We start from the raw sequence: 18,297 nt of genomic DNA on the forward strand, positions 1-18,297 counted from the left end.
AAAATGGCACGCTTGTGCTTTGGGACCATTTCAAAAGCGTGCGTTGGACTTTCTAGCACCTCAGCTGGCGCTCGAGCCTTGGACGTTAACCTTTAAACGAACGGGGAACACACCGTGTCCGAATCAGCGGTTCGACCGATTTTCAGGATTCGTTCACGCTGGATATGGGGTGTTTTTGGCTTTGCAGGCACAAGACCGCGCCTCGTTTTCGTGTGATGAGGCGCCGGGCGTTAACCATAGTGTGTCACGATGGGATTTGGGTCTTTGGCCCTGATGATCGGCGCCGCTTGGCGAGCGCGTTTACCACGTAAGCAAGAAGCCCTACGCATTAGCATCGTCTTGTGAAAGGGGTGCTGATCAAGCATCGTGTTGTCGGCGTCCCAAGCGTCCTGCGGGGGACCTGAGAAGCACAGGTGCACTATGGGTTTTTCACGACCATGGAAGCCGGCCAGTCAACACGATGCCATCGAAGCGGTGGTCAGATCAGAGGTTTTGCCGGAAGTTTTTGAGCGTCTAAAACGCAAGAAGCAAGCGCGAGCCGCAGCGGCTCGCGAGGCTGAAGCCAAGACATACGCGCTGCGCAGATTGCGCGAGCTGTTTAACCTGCCCAAAGATACGATTGAAGTGCCAAACCATTGGCAAGGTTGATCTCAATCCTCGGCTGGTCGACGATATCGTCTTCTACAGCTGTTTGAGTTCGTAAATCGAAACATCGATCGACCCGCCTGCTGTCTGGGCGGTTGTGACCACACGTCGATAAGCCTCGCCCTCGAAGGCATCGAGATGGGGCCAGTGCGCTGGCAGATCGTCTGACTGCAAAATGAAAACCGGTATCTCCGCGCCCGCAGGGTCGAGGATGAAGCCCGGATAGCCGACCCACCGCCCTTTGGAGTTGGTGGTGGCGTGACCGCGTACGGTGCCTTCCATCCAGTGGCCTTTGAGCTTTTCCACCTGCTCATGGTTTTCGCGTCCAGGGGCGAGGGTGCCGTAGCTGGCCAGGCGTGTGTCTGCTGACATTCAAAAAACCTTCTGTTTGTCTCTCACAGACGCTAGCGGCTCAGTGCCAAGCGCAGACCAGCCGCCAAAAACAGCGAGCCGAGAACCCCCTCAACAACGCGGCGGAACCTTCCGTAAAGGCGGCGGATTGGTTGTGAGGAAAGAAGCATCGCGTAGGCCCCATGGCCGAGAAACGAGTTCAAGAACGCCACACCAATAAACAGCAGAATGACCGATGGTGGCGCCTCACCAATGCCGCCGACAGCCGCGATGGCGAGCCAAAACCCAATGGCTTTGGGGTTGGAGATTTGCAGTCCAAAACCGGTGAGTCCGGTGCGCAAAGGGCTCACGGTCGTCGCCTGCGCTTTTGGCAAGGGCGGGTTACGCCAGGCTGTTTTCAGTGACTTGTAGGCGAGCCAAAACAGATAGGCGGCACCAAGCCAGCGCAGCACGGTCATCGCATCGGCCATTTGCGCAAGGATAGCAGTGACACCAAGAACAGTGGCCGCTGCCAGAACCACCGATCCGCTGGCAATGCCAAAGGAGGTGATGAGAGAGGCCGCACGGCCTCGGCTTGTGGCAACACCCAAGATGAGCATCACGCCAGGGCCAGGGGAGACAATCCCCATGAACTGGATGGACCATGCCAAGATAAGATGTGGCAGATGTTCGCTCAGCATGGCGCGCCTTTCTCAAGATCATTCGACCTTCAGAAAGGGCCAGCAAGACTGTGCCGCGTCAACCCGTTTTGCGGCCGTGCCGGTTTTTGATCTGGCTTATTGCGCGGCGAACTCAAGCGCCTGGATCGACAAGGTGCCGAAGTCCAAACCGATCTCCATACGCACAGGCGCCACAAGTGCTTGATCGCCTACTTGGGAGAGCCAAACAAACATGTTTGGGTTTTGCGCCAGATCTTGGTTCACCCGGCGGTTGGAGCGATGACCGGCGATGGGGCGATAACTCAGCCGACAGACGGCAGCTTGGCCATTGCCGAATTGAACGTCTTCCATGCGCACGAAGGTCATCGCGATATCGTAGCGCTGGCGACCGTCGAAGAGCGGCAGCGTACGCCCACAGGCCGCTGGGCCTCGCGCGGCCTCGGCATTGGGCACTGGCATCAAGAGAGCAGAAACCGGATCAACAACATCGCGGCGATGTTGGGCACGTACGGCCACCCGGTTGGGGTGTTCTGAAAGCTGAGGTTCAGCGGAGAGTTCAGAGATATCGCCGCGCGATAGGCGCATGCGCACCACATTGGTGAGGTCCTCTTCCGACGCTGAGAGGTCATAGCTCACCGGCACAGCGACCGTTCTGCCGAACACACCGCGCGCCACCGCTTCACCCTGGCCTTGGCTGACCAGGCGGCCCACGGAGCTGGTCTGGGCAGAGATGGTGGCGGTGTAACGGCCGCCGTCCATGTTGGCTGAGAGAACGCCGGTGCCGATGCGGATGCCAGCCAGCCGTGCGGCATAAGTGATCCTTAGGCTGGACGCTGCGGCATGGGCAGGCTGAGGACCGGCCATTGGGCTTACATGCGCGGTTTGATCGACCGCTTGAAGCGACCCCAAATAGGTTGCCAGCCCGAGCGCCATAGCGGCGCCACCTTTCAAGACGCGGGATTGAAAGCGATGTTTGGTCGGGGTCACGGTCTTTGTCCTCGTTCGGTACCGCTTGAGCAACGGCGCCCTTGTTCACACTCCACCACCGGCCAAGCTGGCGGTCGATTGAAGCGAAACGCTAGGCCAAAGCCGTTGACCAGCCGTTAACCATGCGCGATTCGTGCCCCCACAATCTGGTGGTTGCCCGCCAATGTGGCATTTTTGGTGCATTTTTTGATGATCGCGCAAGCTGACGAAACCCGCTGGCGCTTGACGGGAAAGGGCAGTGGTGCCTATAGACACGCCTCGTTTCCAAAAGCGGCAAAAGTACCGCCGGAAGAGCGCTGGTGAAGAAGGTTCTCAGCGTCTTGTCCGACCGGCGCTGTTGTTCGCACGCAAGGCACTGCCAATCCGGGCGACGGTCTTGCAGAAAACCAACGTTTAAGGATGACCGACCATGGCGCGTCGTTGTGAATTGACCGGCAAGGGTGTGCAGACTGGCAACAATGTCAGCCATGCCAACAACAAAACCCGTCGCCGTTGGCTGCCGAACCTGAACACTGTTTCGCTCGTTTCCGATGCGCTTGGCCGCACGGTGCGTCTGCGCATCTCTGCTAGTGCGCTGCGTTCAGTGGAGCATCGCGGTGGGCTGGATGCCTTTCTGCTGAAAGCCAAAGACACTGAGCTGTCGAAAACGGCTTTGCAGGTGAAAAAAGAAGTTCTTAAAGCGCAAACCGCTTAAGCTTCGCCGTTTAAGGCTCACTTTATGACCAAGACTGCTTTCTTTATCGCCGCTATGCTTGGCATGGCGGCGGTTATCGTTGTGTCCAACGTGCTGGTGCAGTACCCGCTGGCCGGATCTCTGGGTCCACTGGCTTTGGGCGATTTGCTCACTTGGGGTGCCTTCACGTTCCCCCTTGCTTTCTTGGTCACGGATTTCGCCAACCGCGCCTTTGGTGCTGCCAAAGCCCGTCAGGTTGTGTTGGTTGGTTTTGCGGTCGCGGTCGTCCTGTCGTTCGTGTTCGCGACACCACGCATCGCGCTGGCGTCCGGCCTGTCGTTCCTGGTGGCGCAGATGCTGGATGTTCAGCTGTTTGCCCATCTCAATCGTGGTGAAAAGAAAGCTGCTTGGTGGCAGCCGCCTGCGGTCTCTTCGTTCTTCGGTTCGATGGTCGATACAGCGCTGTTCTTCACCTTGGCTTTTGCCGCATTCATCACGCCTCTGGTTGGCTTCGGCGATGGGTTTGCCACCGAGATGGCGCCTTTGTTCGGATTGCTCGCCGCGGACGCGCCGCGCTGGGTGAGCTGGGCGCTGGGTGATCTCTCGATTAAGCTGTTGGCAATTCCTGTTTTGCTCTTCCCCTATCGCCTGTTGCTGCTTGCTACAGGTTTGGACGGGCCACGGGCCGAGGGGTCGGGGATGGCGGCGTGAGCACAGGCAGATCGTTCAGATCGCCGGTGATCTGAAAGCGTAGCAACACGGTGCGCTGAAAGAAGTTTCCATTGTCATCGGAAATCAGCGTCAGGATCGGCCCGTTGGGGTGATCGGTGACCGCGATCCCTTCCATATTGTCGATGATCGTGCCGCCATCGGCCTCGAGCAGTATGCGGCCTTCAACAGCGCCGTTGGCGATCTCGTTCGCTGGTAGCCAGCGCAACCGCATGAAGATGCCATCATCCCAGGTGAAAAACCGCTCCACGATCACCAAATCGCCGTCCGGCAGCATGGCCGCGCCGGTGATCGCAAAACGATCCAGACGACGGATCTGAAACAAGGCCAAACCGCCATCGGGTTGGATACGGGCGGCGTTGTCGAGCGGTGCGCTACGCCACTGTTCTTCCAAAAACAGGATCGTCTGACCTTCCAAAGGGCCGGTCGTCACATGCACCAGCGCTTCAGGGCCTGCATTGCGGCTGCTTTGCAGCGGGGCCGCTGAGCCAAGCGGCAGGCGCGCGGGACCCGTGGGCACACCATCTTGCAAATCGTAGGCGCGGATGGGTTGGTTACGTTCAAACGTTACCCAAAGCTGATCACCGATCAGCGTGACAGCCTCTGCATCGGCCAGCCGCTTGGATTGCATGGGCGAGCCGTCGGTGTTCAGCAGCGGGCCAATGCGTGCATTGGTCAGCCTGACGGGCATGCCATTGGTTTCTGACTGCAGCGTGGCCGTCACCCAGTTGCCCTCATCGGTCACCATGATTAGCCGGTCTCTTTGCATGGTTAGGCCTGACAGGGCCTCAAAGTCGCTGTGTCGGCTGTTCAGCGAAAGCCCATCCAGATAGGTCAACGGGCCGAAGCGGTTGCTTGGGACTGACCTATCAAAGACAGGCAGCGATGTGGCGTTGATGGTGATGGGTTCGTCGGCGAAAGCAGGCGATAGGGATATCGCTGCTGCAAATGCGAGCGCCTTAAGACGCAAGTTTGCGGCTCATCTGGCGACCGGCTGCCGCACTTTCCTCTTCAAACAGCGAGGCAAGCTGATCGGTCATGGCGCCTGCCAGTTCTTCAGCATCGACGATGGTCACCGCTCGGCGGTAGTAGCGGGTGACATCATGGCCGATGCCGATCGCGATGAGATCCACCGGTGAACGGGTTTCGATCTGGTCGATCACGTGGCGCAGATGGCGTTCCAGGTAGTTGCCTGTGTTCACCGACAAAGTGCTGTCATCGACCGGTGCGCCATCGGAAATCACCATCAGGATGCGGCGCTGCTCAGGGCGGCCAAGCAGGCGCGCATGCGCCCATTCCAGCGCTTCGCCGTCTATGTTTTCCTTCAGCAGACCCTCGCGCATCATCAAGCCAAGATTGCGCTTGGCGCGGCGCCAGGGTTCATCGGCAGACTTGTAGATGATGTGGCGCAGATCGTTCAGGCGCCCCGGCATGGCGGGTTTGCCAGCGTTTAGCCAGCTTTCACGGGCTTGCCCACCTTTCCAGGCTCGGGTGGTGAAGCCGAGCACTTCGACTTTCACGCCGCAGCGCTCCAGCGTGCGGGCGAGAATGTCGGCGCAGGTGGCGGCCACCGTGATCGGGCGTCCGCGCATGGAGCCGGAATTGTCGATCAGAAGCGTGACAACCGTGTCGCGAAACTCTGTGTCCTGCTCCATCTTGAAGGCCAGCGGCTGCATGGGGTCAGTGACGACGCGGGTAAGTCGCGCTGAGTCCAGCATGCCTTCTTCCAGATCGAAGTCCCAGCCACGGTTCTGCTGCGCCATCAGGCGGCGCTGCAGCCGGTTGGCGAGGCGGGCGACGGCACCGGCTAGATTTTGGAGCTGCTTGTCGAGGAAGGCGCGCAGGCGTTCCAGCTCCTGCGCATCGCACAGATCCTCAACCTTCACCTCCTCATCGAACTTGGTGGTGTAAGCCTTGTAGTCCGTTAGCGGCTCCAAGAAGCCTTGGTTCTGGCGCTGGTTTTGCGGGCTGCCAGCGTCCTCGCCTTGATCAGGCTCATCGCCTTCGGACATTTCAGAGACGGACTCTTCGGACGCTTCGCTTTCACCGGCTTCATCGTCCTCACCAGCCTCGGCGGCGTCGGCTTCCACCGAGCCGGTCATCTCATCGCCGGTGGCCTCATCATCGTTCTGACTGTCGGACTCGCCATCATCATTGACGTCGGAATCTTCGTCATCTTCATTGTTGTCGGTCGGTTCGGGGGCCAGCTCATCAGCCATATCGAGCGAAACCAGAAGCTCGCGAATGACGCGCGCAAACCCTTCCTGATCATTGGCCGTGTCGACCAGAGCCTGGAGATCCTTGCCGGCCTTGGCCTCCACATCCTGGCGCCAGATGTCGACGATTTTTTGCGCACTTTTGGGGATCGGCATGCCCGCCAGCCGTTCACGCACCATCAGCGAGATAGCGTCTTCCAGGGGTGCATCGGCCTTGTCGGTGATCTCTTCAAAATTGCCACGGTGATACTTGTCTTCCAACATGGCCGAGAGATTGCCGCGAACACCTTGCATTCGCCCAGCGCCGATGGCTTCCACGCGCGCTTGCTCCATCGCGTCATAGACCGCTCGGGCAGCCTGGCCATCAGGCGCCATCGACTTGTGGAGCTTGGTGTCGTGGCAGGCCAATCTTAGAGCCATCGCGTCCGACAGACCACGCAGGATCGCGCCATCTTCTGCGGTCATGCGGCGCGGCGGCTCGGGCAAGCGTACGGTATCGCCAGCCAGAACGGGTCTGTCAGCGGCAAAGCCGATTTCGATGTCGTCACGACCGGCAATCGCTTTTAAGCAGCCGGAGACGGCTTTCTTCAGCGGCTCATTGTGCGCGGCTGAACGGCTTGACGTGCGTTGATTGGAGCCTGGACGCGTGCGGGCATCTGCCATGACGGTCTCGGCTTTAACTCAGTGCGACGTTGAGCGCTGAATCAGGAATCTCCTCACCAAAGCAGCGCTGATAGAATTCAGCCACCAGCGGGCGTTCGGTCTCATCACACTTGTTGAGGAATGAGACGCGGAAGGCAAAACCGATCCCGCCGAAGATCTCGGCGTTCTGCGCCCAGGTGATCACTGTGCGCGGGCTCATCACAGTGGACAGATCACCATTGATGAAAGCGTTGCGGGTGAGGTCGGCCAGGCGCACCATGTTGGCGATCTGCTCACGGCCAGCGCTGGTTTTGTAGCTTGGCGCTTTGGCAAGCACGATGTCGACTTCGGTGTCATGCGGCAGGTAGTTCAGCACGGTCACCACCGACCAGCGGTCCATCTGACCTTGGTTGATCTGCTGTGTGCCGTGATAGAGGCCCGATGTATCGCCGAGGCCAATTGTGTTGGCGGTGGCGAACAGGCGGAAGCTTGGATGCGGGCGGATCACACGGTTTTGGTCAAGCAGCGTTAAGCGGCCTGAGACTTCAAGCACGCGCTGGATAACGAACATCACATCGGGGCGACCGGCGTCATATTCGTCGAAGACCAGTGCTGTGTTGGTTTGCAGCGCCCAGGGCAAGATGCCGTCTTTGAACTCGGTGACCTGCAATCCGTCGCGAATGACGATGGAATCCTTGCCGACCAGATCGATACGGCTGATGTGGCTGTCCAAATTGATGCGCACACACGGCCAGTTGAGGCGGGCAGCGACCTGCTCGATATGGGTCGATTTGCCGGTGCCGTGATAGCCCTGGACCATCACGCGGCGGTTGTGCACGAACCCCGCCAAAATGGCCAAGGTCGTGTCACGATCAAAAATGTAATCAGGGTCGAAGTCGGGCACATGCGCGTCGGCTTCGGCAAAGCCCATCACTGTCATGTCGGTGTCGATGCCGAACACTTTGCGCACATCGACGGGGGTATCGGGCACAGCGTTTTCGTTTGCGGCATTGGATGCAGGCACGGCAAGGGTCATGCGATTGGTGTCCTTGATGGCAAGGGGCAAAGGTGTTGGGCCGACGGAAAGAGCGACGGTCCGTTGTCTAGCAGAAGCCAGCGGCTTTCAAGGTGTTGTAGGCTTGAATGACGTCGCGAAGACGCTCTTCTGAGCCGCGGTCACCCTTGTTGAGGTCTGGGTGCAGACGTTTGGCGAGATCCTTAAAGCGCGCCTTGATGGCTTCGGCGTCGGCATCGGTGTCCAACCCGAGGGCGGAGAAGCTTTTGCGTGCCGCGTTGCCAACGGTCCGGGTTTTCTTGCGCGCCTTTTCAGCGGCTGCCGCGCTGGCAGCATCACCGAACAGACCAAAGGGATCCGACCCAGCATCATCAGCCCAGGGTTTGCGCGGCTTGCCCGAAGCGGTTGGCTTTGGCCCCTTGCGCTTGCGCACGGGGTCAGCCTTGCCGTTGCGGCCCCACTCCCATGTTGGACGATGGCCGGTCATAGAGGCTTTCTGATACTTGCTCAGATCCTCATCGTTCATGCCGGAGAAGTAGTTGTAGGACTTGTTGTAGGCTTGCACGTGTTCCAGACAGAACCAATGAAACTCGCCTTCTTGGTCTCGGCCTTTGGGTGCGCGGTGCTCACCTTTCTTTTCGCAGCCTTCCCAGCTGCATGGGCGTGCCTCGGCCTTGGGTTTTTCAGCCTTGGCTTTGCCGCGCGGCTTGATGCGGATGGAATCGAAGAGGGGGGAATCTGACGTCATAGCCAACCATTATGGGAATGCTTGCGCCATGGACAAGAGCCAATGCGGCGCTCGCATGATATGCGCTCTTTGCGGAAAATCGGCGGAGCGCTGGTTTAGCCGGTCTTGAGGTTTTGGTCGAGGGGCTTGTGCGTCGCAGGGATGGTTAGGTTTTCTATTTTAGGTTGTATAAGCATGTTTTATGCAATTTAAAGTATATATGACAGTTTTGGACTTCATTCTTCAGTTCAACTCTCACTGTTGAGGGATAGAAGCCCAGCTCATCACAGTTGACTTGAAAATAAGCGCTTTTCCCGAATTTTCTTTGATAAATGTGCGCACTTATTACCACGTCAAGCGCGATTGAAAACACGATATACATGAAAGTAACCAACTGTTAACCAGATTTGGTTGAAGTAGAAACTGTCTTGGGTTGTAGAAATAAAACCCATGGTAGCGAAATGCTTCAAAATGGTTGTGCGATGACGTCGTTATCCTTGAAAGGCAAACTGTACGCCGGGTTTGGCATTACAGTTTTGATTGTTGGGCTTATGGCCGGTTATGCCGTCTGGAACGGCGTCAACAATCAATATGCTTTTGGCAACTACAGATCAGCTGCATTGCTTTCAAACGGTGGTTCAGAGTTTTCCAAGGCCGTAACCACCATGCGCCTGGATGTGATGCGCTTCCGTTCCGGTGTCCTGGATGATCCGAACACCGCCATCGCCCAGTCGGTTGACCGGCTACGCGAGGCGCTTGATCTGATTCAAGAGCGCAACCCGCAGCACTCGGCACCTTTTGAAGGCATGTATGCCGATGCGCTGCTCTACCAAAGGTCGATGGAAGAGGCTGCGGAGGCTCAAACGACGGTCGATGCGTTGCTTACGCAAACGTTGCAGCCGACGGGTACGCGTGCACGCCTCGCGCTGACGCAAATCCTGCTTGATGCCTACGAAGGCAACGACCATCAGGCCGCTTATTATGCAGGCAGCGCTTTGCAACATCTTCTGCTGGCGCGTGTCTACGGTTCCAGGTTCATTATCGACAATGATGATCGCATGCAGGAACGCGCGTTTGACGAGATGACGCTGGCAATGGAACTCATTCCGGCCCTTTTGCGTGTGTCTGATGACGGAATCCAACGCGCTGGTGTAGAGACCATCGAGGCTGATTTCGACCTGTACATCGAAACGCTTGGACACATTGTCGAGGCCATTCACCAGCGCAACGATATCTATGCCGGCACCTTGGATGTGGTCGGCCCGCGCATCATGGCCGATTCGGTTGATATCAACAGCAGCCAGATCGCCATGCAGGATACGATTGGTCCAGCGCTCAGCGCCGACTTTGATATCCAAGTCACCCTTGCTCTGGTCGTCGGTGCCATCGGGGTTGTTGTGGCAGCGGTCTTTGGCGTTGTCCTTGCCACATCCATCTCACGGCCCGTGCTTGGTTTGACGTCGGTGATGGATCGGTTGCGGGCGCGTGATTACAGCGCTGATATCCCTGCTCTTGATCGTGGTGATGAGCTGGGGCTGATGGCACGAGCGGTGGATGTGTTCAAAGAAAGTATGATCGAGGGCGATCGGCTACGCAGCGAGCAGGAAGCCGAACAGGCCAAACGTCTGGCGCGAGCGGAAACCATCGAAGAAGCCATCAATGCTTTCGAAACAGCGAGCCAGGAAGCGCTAGGTGCCGTGCTGCAATCTGCGCAAGTGATGCAAAATTCATCGGAGTCGCTTTCAACGACAGCCAATGAAACCAACGCCCAGTCGCAAGCCGTTGCCTCAGCCTCTGAAGAGGTGAGTGCCAATGTGCAGACGGTGGCCGGGGCGGCCGAAGAACTGTCCGCCTCGATTGCCGAGATTGGCCAGCAGGTCGCCAACTCTGCCGATATGTCGCGCGAAGCTGTCGGGTCAGCGCAATCAACCAGTGAGCAGGTGGAGTCCCTTGCGCAAACTGCCGAGCGGATCGGCGAGGTTGTCAGCCTGATCATGGACATCGCGGAGCAGACCAATCTGTTGGCTCTCAATGCCACCATTGAAGCGGCGCGCGCGGGCGATGCAGGCAAGGGGTTCGCTGTGGTTGCCAGTGAAGTCAAAGCGCTGGCCGGACAGACTGCCAGTGCCACTGAGCAGATTGGTGATCAGGTGTCGGCCATTCAGTCGGCAACGCAGAATTCGGTATCGGCCATTCAGGCCATAACTGGAAAAATTGAAGCTATGGACGAAGCCGCGGCGGCTATCGCAGCTGCGGTGGAAGAGCAGGGTTCAGCGACGCAAGACATTGCACGCAGCGTGCAGCAGGTCGCTGAAGGCACCAATGAAGTGTCGCGCAACATACATGGTGTGCGCGAAGCAGCAGATGCCACCGGCCAGTCCTCAACAGATGTGCTGCAGTCCTCTGTGGTGGTCAACGATAAGGCGGGCGACATGCGTCGCAACATCAACGCCTTCTTGGAGACCATCCGCGCAGCATAACCAGGTGTCATAGGCCAACATGCTTTCCCCCGGATGCTGGCCTAGACCCCCAGGGGGCGCCTTTGGGCGCCCCCAAAACGGGATCCTGCCGTTCAGATGCTAACACCGTGTTGATAGGGATAGTGCTGACGCGCAAACCGCAACAAACGCACTTGCTTTGTGCCGCGTGCCTGCTTGTTTGTGTCCCCAGCCTCGCCTAGCTAACAGCCTCAATCACTCTGTTACGATGAAGGCTGCGATGTCCGTCCAATCCGTCCTTGAAGCCAAATTGAAGCTTGCCTTTCGCCCGGAGGCTTTGGACGTGTGCGATGAGTCAAGCCAGCATGAGGGGCATTCCGGGTGGAAGCCGGGCGGTGAAACCCATTTCCGGGTTTATATCGTTGCCAAGGCCTTTGAGGGCAAAAGCCGTGTCGCCATGCATCGCATGATCAATGAGGTATTGGCTGACGAGCTATCTGGTCCCGTGCACGCCTTGGCGATCCATGCGTCGGCCAGCGGTGAAACCTGACGCGCGTCAGTGAAACGCCCTTAAGGCCTATTGCAGCGCTGGTCTACCGGTCTGTTTTGAAAGTGGCTCGTCTTCGCGATAGTCACCGTCTTGGGTTTTGATGACAGCTTGCGCGCAGATGACCTCACCTGACTCCGGGTGGGTTGTCATGGTTGGACTGCCATAAAGCTCCCATCCATCGTTGAGTGCGCGGGTGACCTTTCGGCAGAAGTGATCGTCAATGTCGGCCGCAGTGAGCAGGCGATAGAGTTGCATTGCTGTTACCCTCGCTTGGCGATGGAATCTGCCATGGCCACCGTTTTGGCTGCCATCTCGGCGTGGAGGCGTTCGACCATTTTGCCGTCGATACGCAGTGCGCCTTTGTCAGCATTTTCTGGAAGCGCGAAGGTGTCAATGATTTTGCGAGCAAACGTTACCTCAGCCTCGTCGGGCGCGAAGATGGCGTTGCAAGGATCCAGCTGTTTGGGGTGGATGACCGTTTTGCCATCCATGCCGAGATCACGGCCTTGCTCGCATTCGGTGACAAAGCCTTCGGCGTCTTCAATGGAATTGAACACACCGTCTAGGATTGTCAGCCCATAGGCACGCGCGGCGGCCACGCAGGTGGAAAGCCAGGCCAGCATTGGTTCGCGACCTGGGGTGAGGCGGGCGCCGGTGTCCTTGGACAGATCATTGGTGCCCATCACGAAACCTTGCAGGCCAGCCGATGCAATGCTTTGCGCGTTGAGCATGGCGCGTGGGGTTTCCATCATTGCCCAGAGCGTTGCATTGGGCAGTTTGGCACGCGCCGCTTGCACGTCCTGGGCGTCATTGATTTTGGGAATCAGCACCGCGTCAGCGTTGAGACTGGCAGCCAAAGCCATGTCAGCCTCATGCCATTGTGTATCCGCAGCATTGACGCGCAGGATCATGAAGCGATGGCCGTAGCCGCCTTCGTTGAGAGCCTCTGCGATCAGCTTGCGCGCCTCTTCCTTCGCCTCGGGCGCGACAGCGTCTTCCAAGTCAAGGATAACACCATCGCAATCGAGCGTGCGGGCCTTGTCCATGGCACGTGCATTCGAGCCAGGCATGTAAAGGACGGTGCGCAGAGGGCGTATCTCGGTAGGCCTTTGGGAGGGAATCTCAGTCATCGGTCGCTCCAAACGGTTTGTTGCACTGCAATAGCGTTTTGATGCCACCCTGCCGAGGTGGTCATTCGTCGGCAGCTATGGCAAGAGCGCTTTCATGCTGGAGACTCACGACCCGAAGGCCGTTTTGGCTATTTCTTCCCAAGTAGGACGCGGATCAGTGGGCTTGCGCGCTGCCGGGTTTGCTATTGAGCGGCTTGGCTTGTCGGTTTGGAAAGTCCCGACGATCTGGATGCCTTGGCATCCTGGTCACGCCAAAACGCTGGGCGTTCCGCCACGCCATCCCACGCCTGATGCGGTGTTTGATGACAGCCTCTCGGCGCTCACGGGGACGCCGGTGATTGACGAGGTCGGTGCCATCCTCACCGGCTATTTTGCCAGCGCTGGACAAGTGATGGCCACGTGCCGTGCGATTGACGCTGTGCGTAAGGTGTCACCCGATGTGCTTGTGGTCTGCGACCCGGTGAGCGCGGATAGCCATGGCACCTATGTGCCTTCTGAGGTGGTTGAGGCGATCCGCACAGAGCTTTTGCCGCGCTGCGACCTGGCCACGCCCAATCGGTTTGAGGTTGCTGCTTTCAGCGCCATGGGGCAGGCGGAGGACAATGCCACGTTGGTGACGATGGCGCAGGCGCTTGGCGTGCCTCGGGTTGTTGTAACGTCGGCGTTTGGCATGATGAAAAACGCCATCGGCACGTTGCTCGTTGATGGCAAGACGGCCACGCTTGCCGAACACGGACGTGTGCCGGGCGCCCCGCATGGCACGGGCGACATGTTGTCTGCCCTTATCACCGCGCATGTGCTGATGGGGCAAAGTGCTGAAAAAGCCATGGTGCTTGCCACCTCATCAGTGTTCGAAATGGTCGCTCGCTCGGTTAAGGCGGGAAGCGATGAATTGCTGGTGGCGCGCGAACAGGCCAGTTTGATCTCACCCATGGCAATGGTCACCAAAAGGCAGTTAGCCGCTGTGAGGGTGAAAGCTGCTCAATGATCGCAGGCGTTGATGGCTGCAAGCGCGGCTGGGTTGCTATTGTGGGCGAGACACCGGAGCTGCGGGTTTACGAGAGTTTTGCCGGGCTGCTTGAGGCTTGGCCGGACGCCACCATTGCCGTTGATATGCCAATTGGTCTGCCGGATCGGATCACCGGTGGCGGACGATCGCCGGAGAAGCAGGTGCGGGCGATGCTTGGACCGCGCCAGTCCAGTGTCTTCGCGATGCCGGCACGCGCTGCCGTCGAACTGGGTGCGCAGATGACGGGCCGTATCGACGATGACTATCCGCTGCATCGCAAAGCCAGTGCGCTCGCCAAAACTCTGTCTGAGCCACCCAAAGGTGTCTCCATCCAGGGGTTCTACCTCTTTCCTAAAATTCTTGAGATCGATGCCCTGCTAAAGGGTGACCCCAAGCTGCGCACGCGCGTGAAAGAAAGCCACCCGGAAGTGGCCTTCACGGTCCTCAACAGCGGTGTTCCGATGTCGCTGCCGAAAAAGATCAAGGGTCGCGTGCATGAAGCTGGCATGGATGAACGGCGCGCGCTGCTGGCACGTCATGGTCTGACAGCCTCTTTCCTCACTGATGCACCACCGTCCGGTGTTGGCGTCGATGATGTTCTGGATGCAGCGGTCTGTTGGTTGGTCGCCGGACGGATTGTGCGGGGTGAAGCTGTGAGTTTTCCCTCCCAACCCGAACAGGATGCGCACGGATTGGAGATCGCGATCTGGGCGTAGTCCTTTTTGGGCCAATCCGCTCTGTCGCAAGCGACGACCGGCATTCCTTCTTTCTCCGTTCCGTTGGAACGACCGCTTGTTGGCCATACTTGGCTTGCTTCAACCAACCGCGGGTGGCCTTAAGACTGGTTTGACCTGCTGGGTCACCAGGCGTAGGCAGCGCGCACCTTCCTGTCCAACCTTCCAAAAGGATTCTCCCCTTGGACGGCACATTGTCTTTGGCGCTTGCCAACCTTCTTTCTCCCCCGGTTTTGTTCTTCGCGCTTGGTCTGGCTGCGGCGCTCGCCAAATCTGATCTGGCGATCCCTGAGCAGGTGGCCAAGACACTGGCGATCTATCTGATGATCGCCATCGGTTTCAAAGGCGGTGTGGAGGTTGCCAAGTTCGGCTTCGATACTGGCCTGCTGCTCGCCCTGGCAGGCGGCGCCGTGCTTTCAGCGCTGATTCCCATGGTGGCGTTCGGGTATCTGCGCGCTTTCTCTAAGCTGGATGGGATCAATGCCGCAGCGGTGGCCGCCCATTACGGTTCTATTTCCATCGTTACGCTGGTTGCTGCCACACAAGCGGTGCAAACGCTCAACCTGCCCTTTGAAGGCTACATCGTGGCGGTGGCCGCGGTGATGGAAACGCCAGCCATTCTGACCGCGCTATGGTTGGCCACGCGGGCCGACCCGTCAGCCAAGTCTTCCGGTGAAAGCGACGGCGCACTGATGCGCGAGATAATGCTCAACGGCTCGGTGGTTGTCTTGGTGGGCGCGTTCATCATCGGCTGGGTGACGGGTGAAGAAGGTTTGACACGCATTGCGCCGTTCATCGTCGATCCGTTCCAGGGTGTGCTTTGCTTGTTCTTGCTTGATATGGGCGTCGTCGCTGGGCGCGGTTTGCGCCAAGGCGCAAAGTTGCTCGACTGGCGGTTGGTTGTTTTCGGCCTCACCATGCCGTTGGTCGGTGCGGCGATGGCGGCACCGGTGGCTTACCTTATTGGTTTGGAGCCAGGTGGTGCTGCGCTTTTCATCACGCTTGCAGCCTCAGCCTCTTACATCGCTGTGCCAGCTGCCATGCGGGTGGCGCTGCCAGAGGCAAAGCCCGCCATCTATCTGACGCTCTCGCTTGGTATTACATTCCCTTTCAACATCACGCTCGGCATCCCGCTTTATGCGGCGCTGGGTCAGATGATCGCCGGTTAGGAGCCCGATATGGAAACCTACACAAAGAAGCGCATCGAGATCATTGTCGAGCTACCCATGCTGCGGCGGGTTCTTGATGCCATCGATAAGGCTGGTGCATCGGGCTACACCGTGGTGCCGGTGCTTTCAGGGCGTGGAACCAGCGGTGAATGGCGCGGTGATGCCATGATCGGCGACACTGGTCACATGGCGCAGGTCATCGTTGTCACCAGCGAACACCGGATTGAAAGCATGCTGGAAGGCATCTACGCGCTGGTGAAGCGACAGGTGGGCATTGTCACTGTGTCGGATGTTGAGGTGATCAGGCCGGAGCATTTTTCGTGAGCGCCTGTTGCGCACGCACATGCACGAACACGATAGCAGTTGGACCAGTTTCCTGAAGATTGGCCTGCTCATCGTGCTCGGATTTCTCTGGAGCGGCCGACTTGCTGCGATCAAAGCTGCCGGTCTCTCGGGTGTGCCCGTCCATGTTGTTGTTCCGGTGTCTGTTTTGGGTATCGCCGCCGCATTCACTCTGTTGTCGGCCGTCCGCCGCGCATGGCCGCCATTGCGGCGTGATACGATGGTGTTTTACGGGCTGACGGGAACGTTTGGGTTTGTCCTGCCCTTCATCTTAGAGAGCTTGTCCTCGCCCAATTTGCCGCTCTTTGTGTTGCTGGTGATCATCTCCACCATGCCGATTGTAACGGTGATTGCCGCCGCGCTTTTGAAGATCGAGCGACCTAGACCGGCCCAATATGCGGCCATAGCGTTGGGGTTTGGCGTTGCACTTTTGATCGCGTGGGACACGACCCAGTCTGCCGCGATGGTAGGCACCAATTGGCTCTGGGTGATGATCGCATTTTGCATCCCGGTTTTTTACGCCGGCAACAGCCTGTTTGTTGCCTCGCGTTGGCCGAAAGGGGTTGATGCTTTGCAAGTGGCCTGTGCGCAGGGCCTGCTTCTTTCGGTTGCTGTGCTCATTGGCAGTGTCGCGGCAGGAACGCTGCCTGAATGGTCTTTGGCCACGCGCAACATGCCCGCCATGCTCGGCATCGTATTTTTCGAGACGTTGGCGCTTTTGGTATATCTGAAAATCACCCGTGACTATGGCGCGACCTTCATGTCGCTGGGCAACTACATCGCGATGGTGTTCGCAGCGATTTTGGGTCATTTTCTTTTTGATGATCCGCTGACCTGGCTATCGCTGGCCGCTGCGGGCCTATTGGTTGCGTCCTTGTCGTTGAATCATCTTGGTCGCCGATCATGATCTTTGGGTCATGATGTTTCAGTCGTGGGGCCGATCCTTTTTCCTTAAGGTGAGGGATGCTGAAGGCTCCTGACAGAATGCTGTCAGGAGGGGTGTGTCATGGTCCTGCCATCGCAACCAAACATGAAAGATGTTTCTGATGGCACATCCTGAACACCAAGTGGTCTGGGCCGAAATTCCCGTCACCGATCTCGACAAAGGCCGGGCCTTTTACGGCGCCGTCCTGGGTACTGAGCTTCACGAAACGGATGAAGGACCCAACAAGCTCGCTTTTTTGCCTGTTGCCGACAATAAGAGCGGTATTTCTGGGCACCTCTATCCAGGCAAACCAGCCCCTGAAGGCATTGGCCCCACAGTGCATTTGGCAGCACCGGTGAGTTTGGAAGAAACTGCCGACCGGATTGTTGAGGCCGGCGGCAAGGTGCTTTCACCTGCCATCGACATTCCGTCAGGTTCGTTCATTTATTCCCAGGACCCTGATGGCAATTCCATCGGCTGGTTCCGGTTCAAGGATAGCTGATGCGGCGCGCTGACCGACTGTTTCAGATCGTCCAACTTTTGCGCGGTGGCAGGCTTGTCACCGCGCGGATGCTTGCTGACAAATTGGAAGTTTCTGAACGCACCATCTACCGCGATATCGTTGATCTGCAGGGGTCAGGTGTGCCGGTGGAAGGTGAAGCTGGCGTTGGCTACATCATGCGCGATGGGTATGATCTGCCGCCGCTGATGTTCACCCGCGATGAGATCGCCTCTCTGGTTGCTGGTGCGCGTATGGTGCGGGCGTGGGGCGGCCTTTCCATGGCCCGCGCTGCGCAGGAAGCATTGGTGAAAATCGGTGCGGTTTTGCCGGACGCCAAGCGGCCTACGGTCGAGACCACGGCGATCTTTGCGCCAAGCTTTGAGTTTGCCGAAAGCCAGCGCGAAACGCTTGATCTGCTTGACCGAGCCATTGATCGATCTGAGAAGCTGTCGATGGACTACACCGACGCCAAAGGCGATGCGAGCCAGCGTACGGTGCGTCCGCTTGGTCTTTATTTCTGGGGCAAGGTTTGGACCCTGCTTGCTTGGTGCGAGTTGCGTGATGACTTTCGCGGGTTCCGGGTTGATCGGATTGTTGCGCCGATTGTCGATGGCACACGCTTTAAGCCTGAGCGCGGCAAGCAGTTGGTGGATTTCTATCGTAAAATGGAAGCGGAAGGATGCCACACGCGCGAATGGTAGATGCGCTCGTTCGTCAATTTCTGCATCGTCGCTATTGCAGCCTTGGGTTGTAGCGTTGGCACTCCCGCTTGACGTAAGGCGTCCTTGGGTGAACCTTTAAAGACCAGAAACGCGCAGATGGTCTGGGTCGGCTAAGGGTTACCGGGGGTTGCG

21 protein-coding genes are annotated in these 18,297 nt (G+C 58.2%); 12 read left to right on the forward strand and 9 right to left on the reverse strand.

What is annotated here, in order from left to right; translation table 11 throughout:
- Positions 1-420 precede the first annotated feature (420 nt).
- Positions 421-648: a hypothetical protein gene (locus ABWH92_RS05480; protein WP_375572878.1), complete on the forward strand. Its 228-nt coding sequence runs from the start codon at positions 421-423 to the stop codon at positions 646-648.
- 33 nt (positions 649-681) lie between these two features.
- Here ABWH92_RS05480 and ABWH92_RS05485 read toward each other — a convergent pair whose 3' ends face one another.
- The 3 genes from ABWH92_RS05485 to ABWH92_RS05495 all read right to left on the reverse strand — a co-directional run bounded on the left by ABWH92_RS05485 (position 682) and on the right by ABWH92_RS05495 (position 2,642).
- On the reverse strand, positions 682-1,017 hold the full coding sequence (locus tag ABWH92_RS05485; protein WP_375572880.1) for a gamma-glutamylcyclotransferase: 336 nt from the start codon (positions 1,015-1,017) through the stop codon (positions 682-684).
- A gap of 32 nt (positions 1,018-1,049) precedes the next feature.
- Entirely contained in the window at positions 1,050-1,676 is a 627-nt protein-coding gene (locus ABWH92_RS05490) for a LysE family translocator (RefSeq protein ID WP_375572882.1), read from the reverse strand.
- A gap of 96 nt (positions 1,677-1,772) precedes the next feature.
- Complete coding sequence (locus ABWH92_RS05495; protein WP_375572884.1) at positions 1,773-2,642, reverse strand: DUF3108 domain-containing protein; 870 nt, start codon at positions 2,640-2,642, stop codon at positions 1,773-1,775.
- Positions 2,643-3,051: 409 nt separating this feature from the next.
- Between ABWH92_RS05495 and rpmB the strand changes: the two genes are divergently transcribed.
- The gene (rpmB, locus tag ABWH92_RS05500; protein ID WP_375572886.1) at positions 3,052-3,336 is read left to right on the forward strand and encodes a 50S ribosomal protein L28; all 285 of its coding nucleotides are present in this window, start codon (positions 3,052-3,054) and stop codon (positions 3,334-3,336) included.
- Positions 3,337-3,360: 24 nt separating this feature from the next.
- Positions 3,361-4,026, forward strand: a complete 666-nt coding sequence (locus ABWH92_RS05505; protein WP_375572888.1) for a VUT family protein — start codon at positions 3,361-3,363, stop codon at positions 4,024-4,026.
- Here ABWH92_RS05505 and ABWH92_RS05510 read toward each other — a convergent pair.
- From ABWH92_RS05510 to ABWH92_RS05525, 4 genes are all read right to left on the reverse strand, one after another.
- Positions 3,977-5,014 (reverse strand): esterase-like activity of phytase family protein, encoded by a 1,038-nt coding sequence (locus ABWH92_RS05510; RefSeq protein ID WP_375572890.1) that lies wholly within the window; start codon positions 5,012-5,014, stop codon positions 3,977-3,979. The genes ABWH92_RS05505 and ABWH92_RS05510 overlap by 50 nt on opposite strands.
- Positions 5,004-6,923, reverse strand: coding sequence for a cobaltochelatase subunit CobT (gene cobT / locus ABWH92_RS05515; RefSeq protein ID WP_375572892.1), 1,920 nt, complete (start codon positions 6,921-6,923; stop codon positions 5,004-5,006). The genes ABWH92_RS05510 and cobT overlap by 11 nt, the downstream gene beginning before the upstream one ends.
- A 13-nt stretch (positions 6,924-6,936) precedes the next feature.
- A complete protein-coding gene (gene cobS, locus ABWH92_RS05520; protein WP_375572894.1) occupies positions 6,937-7,938 on the reverse strand; it encodes a cobaltochelatase subunit CobS in 1,002 nt (333 codons plus the stop codon).
- 67 nt (positions 7,939-8,005) lie between these two features.
- Positions 8,006-8,665, reverse strand: coding sequence for a J domain-containing protein (locus ABWH92_RS05525; RefSeq protein WP_375572896.1), 660 nt, complete (start codon positions 8,663-8,665; stop codon positions 8,006-8,008).
- Positions 8,666-9,126: 461 nt separating this feature from the next.
- Between ABWH92_RS05525 and ABWH92_RS05530 the strand changes: the two genes are divergently transcribed.
- Both ABWH92_RS05530 and ABWH92_RS05535 read left to right on the forward strand, forming a co-directional pair.
- Positions 9,127-11,124, forward strand: coding sequence for a methyl-accepting chemotaxis protein (locus ABWH92_RS05530; protein ID WP_375572897.1), 1,998 nt, complete (start codon positions 9,127-9,129; stop codon positions 11,122-11,124).
- Between the two features lie 238 nt (positions 11,125-11,362).
- Positions 11,363-11,632 (forward strand): BolA family protein, encoded by a 270-nt coding sequence (locus ABWH92_RS05535; RefSeq protein ID WP_375572899.1) that lies wholly within the window; start codon positions 11,363-11,365, stop codon positions 11,630-11,632.
- A gap of 27 nt (positions 11,633-11,659) precedes the next feature.
- Here the strand turns inward: ABWH92_RS05535 and ABWH92_RS05540 are convergent, their stop codons facing one another.
- Both ABWH92_RS05540 and ABWH92_RS05545 read right to left on the reverse strand, forming a co-directional pair.
- Complete coding sequence (locus ABWH92_RS05540; RefSeq protein ID WP_375572901.1) at positions 11,660-11,887, reverse strand: DUF1737 domain-containing protein; 228 nt, start codon at positions 11,885-11,887, stop codon at positions 11,660-11,662.
- 5 nt (positions 11,888-11,892) lie between these two features.
- Positions 11,893-12,762, reverse strand: a complete 870-nt coding sequence (locus tag ABWH92_RS05545; RefSeq protein ID WP_375572903.1) for an HpcH/HpaI aldolase/citrate lyase family protein — start codon at positions 12,760-12,762, stop codon at positions 11,893-11,895.
- A 94-nt stretch (positions 12,763-12,856) separates the two neighbouring features.
- Between ABWH92_RS05545 and ABWH92_RS05550 the strand changes: the two genes are divergently transcribed.
- The 7 genes from ABWH92_RS05550 to ABWH92_RS05580 all read left to right on the forward strand — a co-directional run bounded on the left by ABWH92_RS05550 (position 12,857) and on the right by ABWH92_RS05580 (position 18,144).
- A complete protein-coding gene (locus tag ABWH92_RS05550) occupies positions 12,857-13,750 on the forward strand; it encodes a bifunctional hydroxymethylpyrimidine kinase/phosphomethylpyrimidine kinase (protein WP_375572904.1) in 894 nt (297 codons plus the stop codon).
- Positions 13,747-14,487 carry a DUF429 domain-containing protein gene (locus tag ABWH92_RS05555; protein WP_375572906.1) on the forward strand — a complete coding sequence of 247 codons (741 nt, stop codon included), beginning with the start codon at positions 13,747-13,749 and terminating at the stop codon, positions 14,485-14,487. The genes ABWH92_RS05550 and ABWH92_RS05555 overlap by 4 nt, the downstream gene beginning before the upstream one ends.
- A 200-nt stretch (positions 14,488-14,687) precedes the next feature.
- Positions 14,688-15,674, forward strand: coding sequence for a sodium-dependent bicarbonate transport family permease (locus tag ABWH92_RS05560; RefSeq protein WP_375572908.1), 987 nt, complete (start codon positions 14,688-14,690; stop codon positions 15,672-15,674).
- A gap of 9 nt (positions 15,675-15,683) precedes the next feature.
- Entirely contained in the window at positions 15,684-15,998 is a 315-nt protein-coding gene (locus ABWH92_RS05565; RefSeq protein ID WP_375572910.1) for a DUF190 domain-containing protein, read from the forward strand.
- A gap of 19 nt (positions 15,999-16,017) precedes the next feature.
- On the forward strand, positions 16,018-16,923 hold the full coding sequence (locus ABWH92_RS05570) for a DMT family transporter (RefSeq protein WP_375572911.1): 906 nt from the start codon (positions 16,018-16,020) through the stop codon (positions 16,921-16,923).
- 139 nt (positions 16,924-17,062) lie between these two features.
- Positions 17,063-17,443, forward strand: coding sequence for a VOC family protein (locus ABWH92_RS05575; RefSeq protein WP_375572913.1), 381 nt, complete (start codon positions 17,063-17,065; stop codon positions 17,441-17,443).
- Positions 17,443-18,144 (forward strand): helix-turn-helix transcriptional regulator, encoded by a 702-nt coding sequence (locus tag ABWH92_RS05580; RefSeq protein ID WP_375572915.1) that lies wholly within the window; start codon positions 17,443-17,445, stop codon positions 18,142-18,144. The genes ABWH92_RS05575 and ABWH92_RS05580 overlap by 1 nt, the downstream gene beginning before the upstream one ends.
- The last annotated feature ends 153 nt before the right edge of the window (positions 18,145-18,297 follow it).

Source organism: Ahrensia marina (genome assembly GCF_042140245.1).
Taxonomy (GTDB): domain Bacteria; phylum Pseudomonadota; class Alphaproteobacteria; order Rhizobiales; family MH13; genus MH13.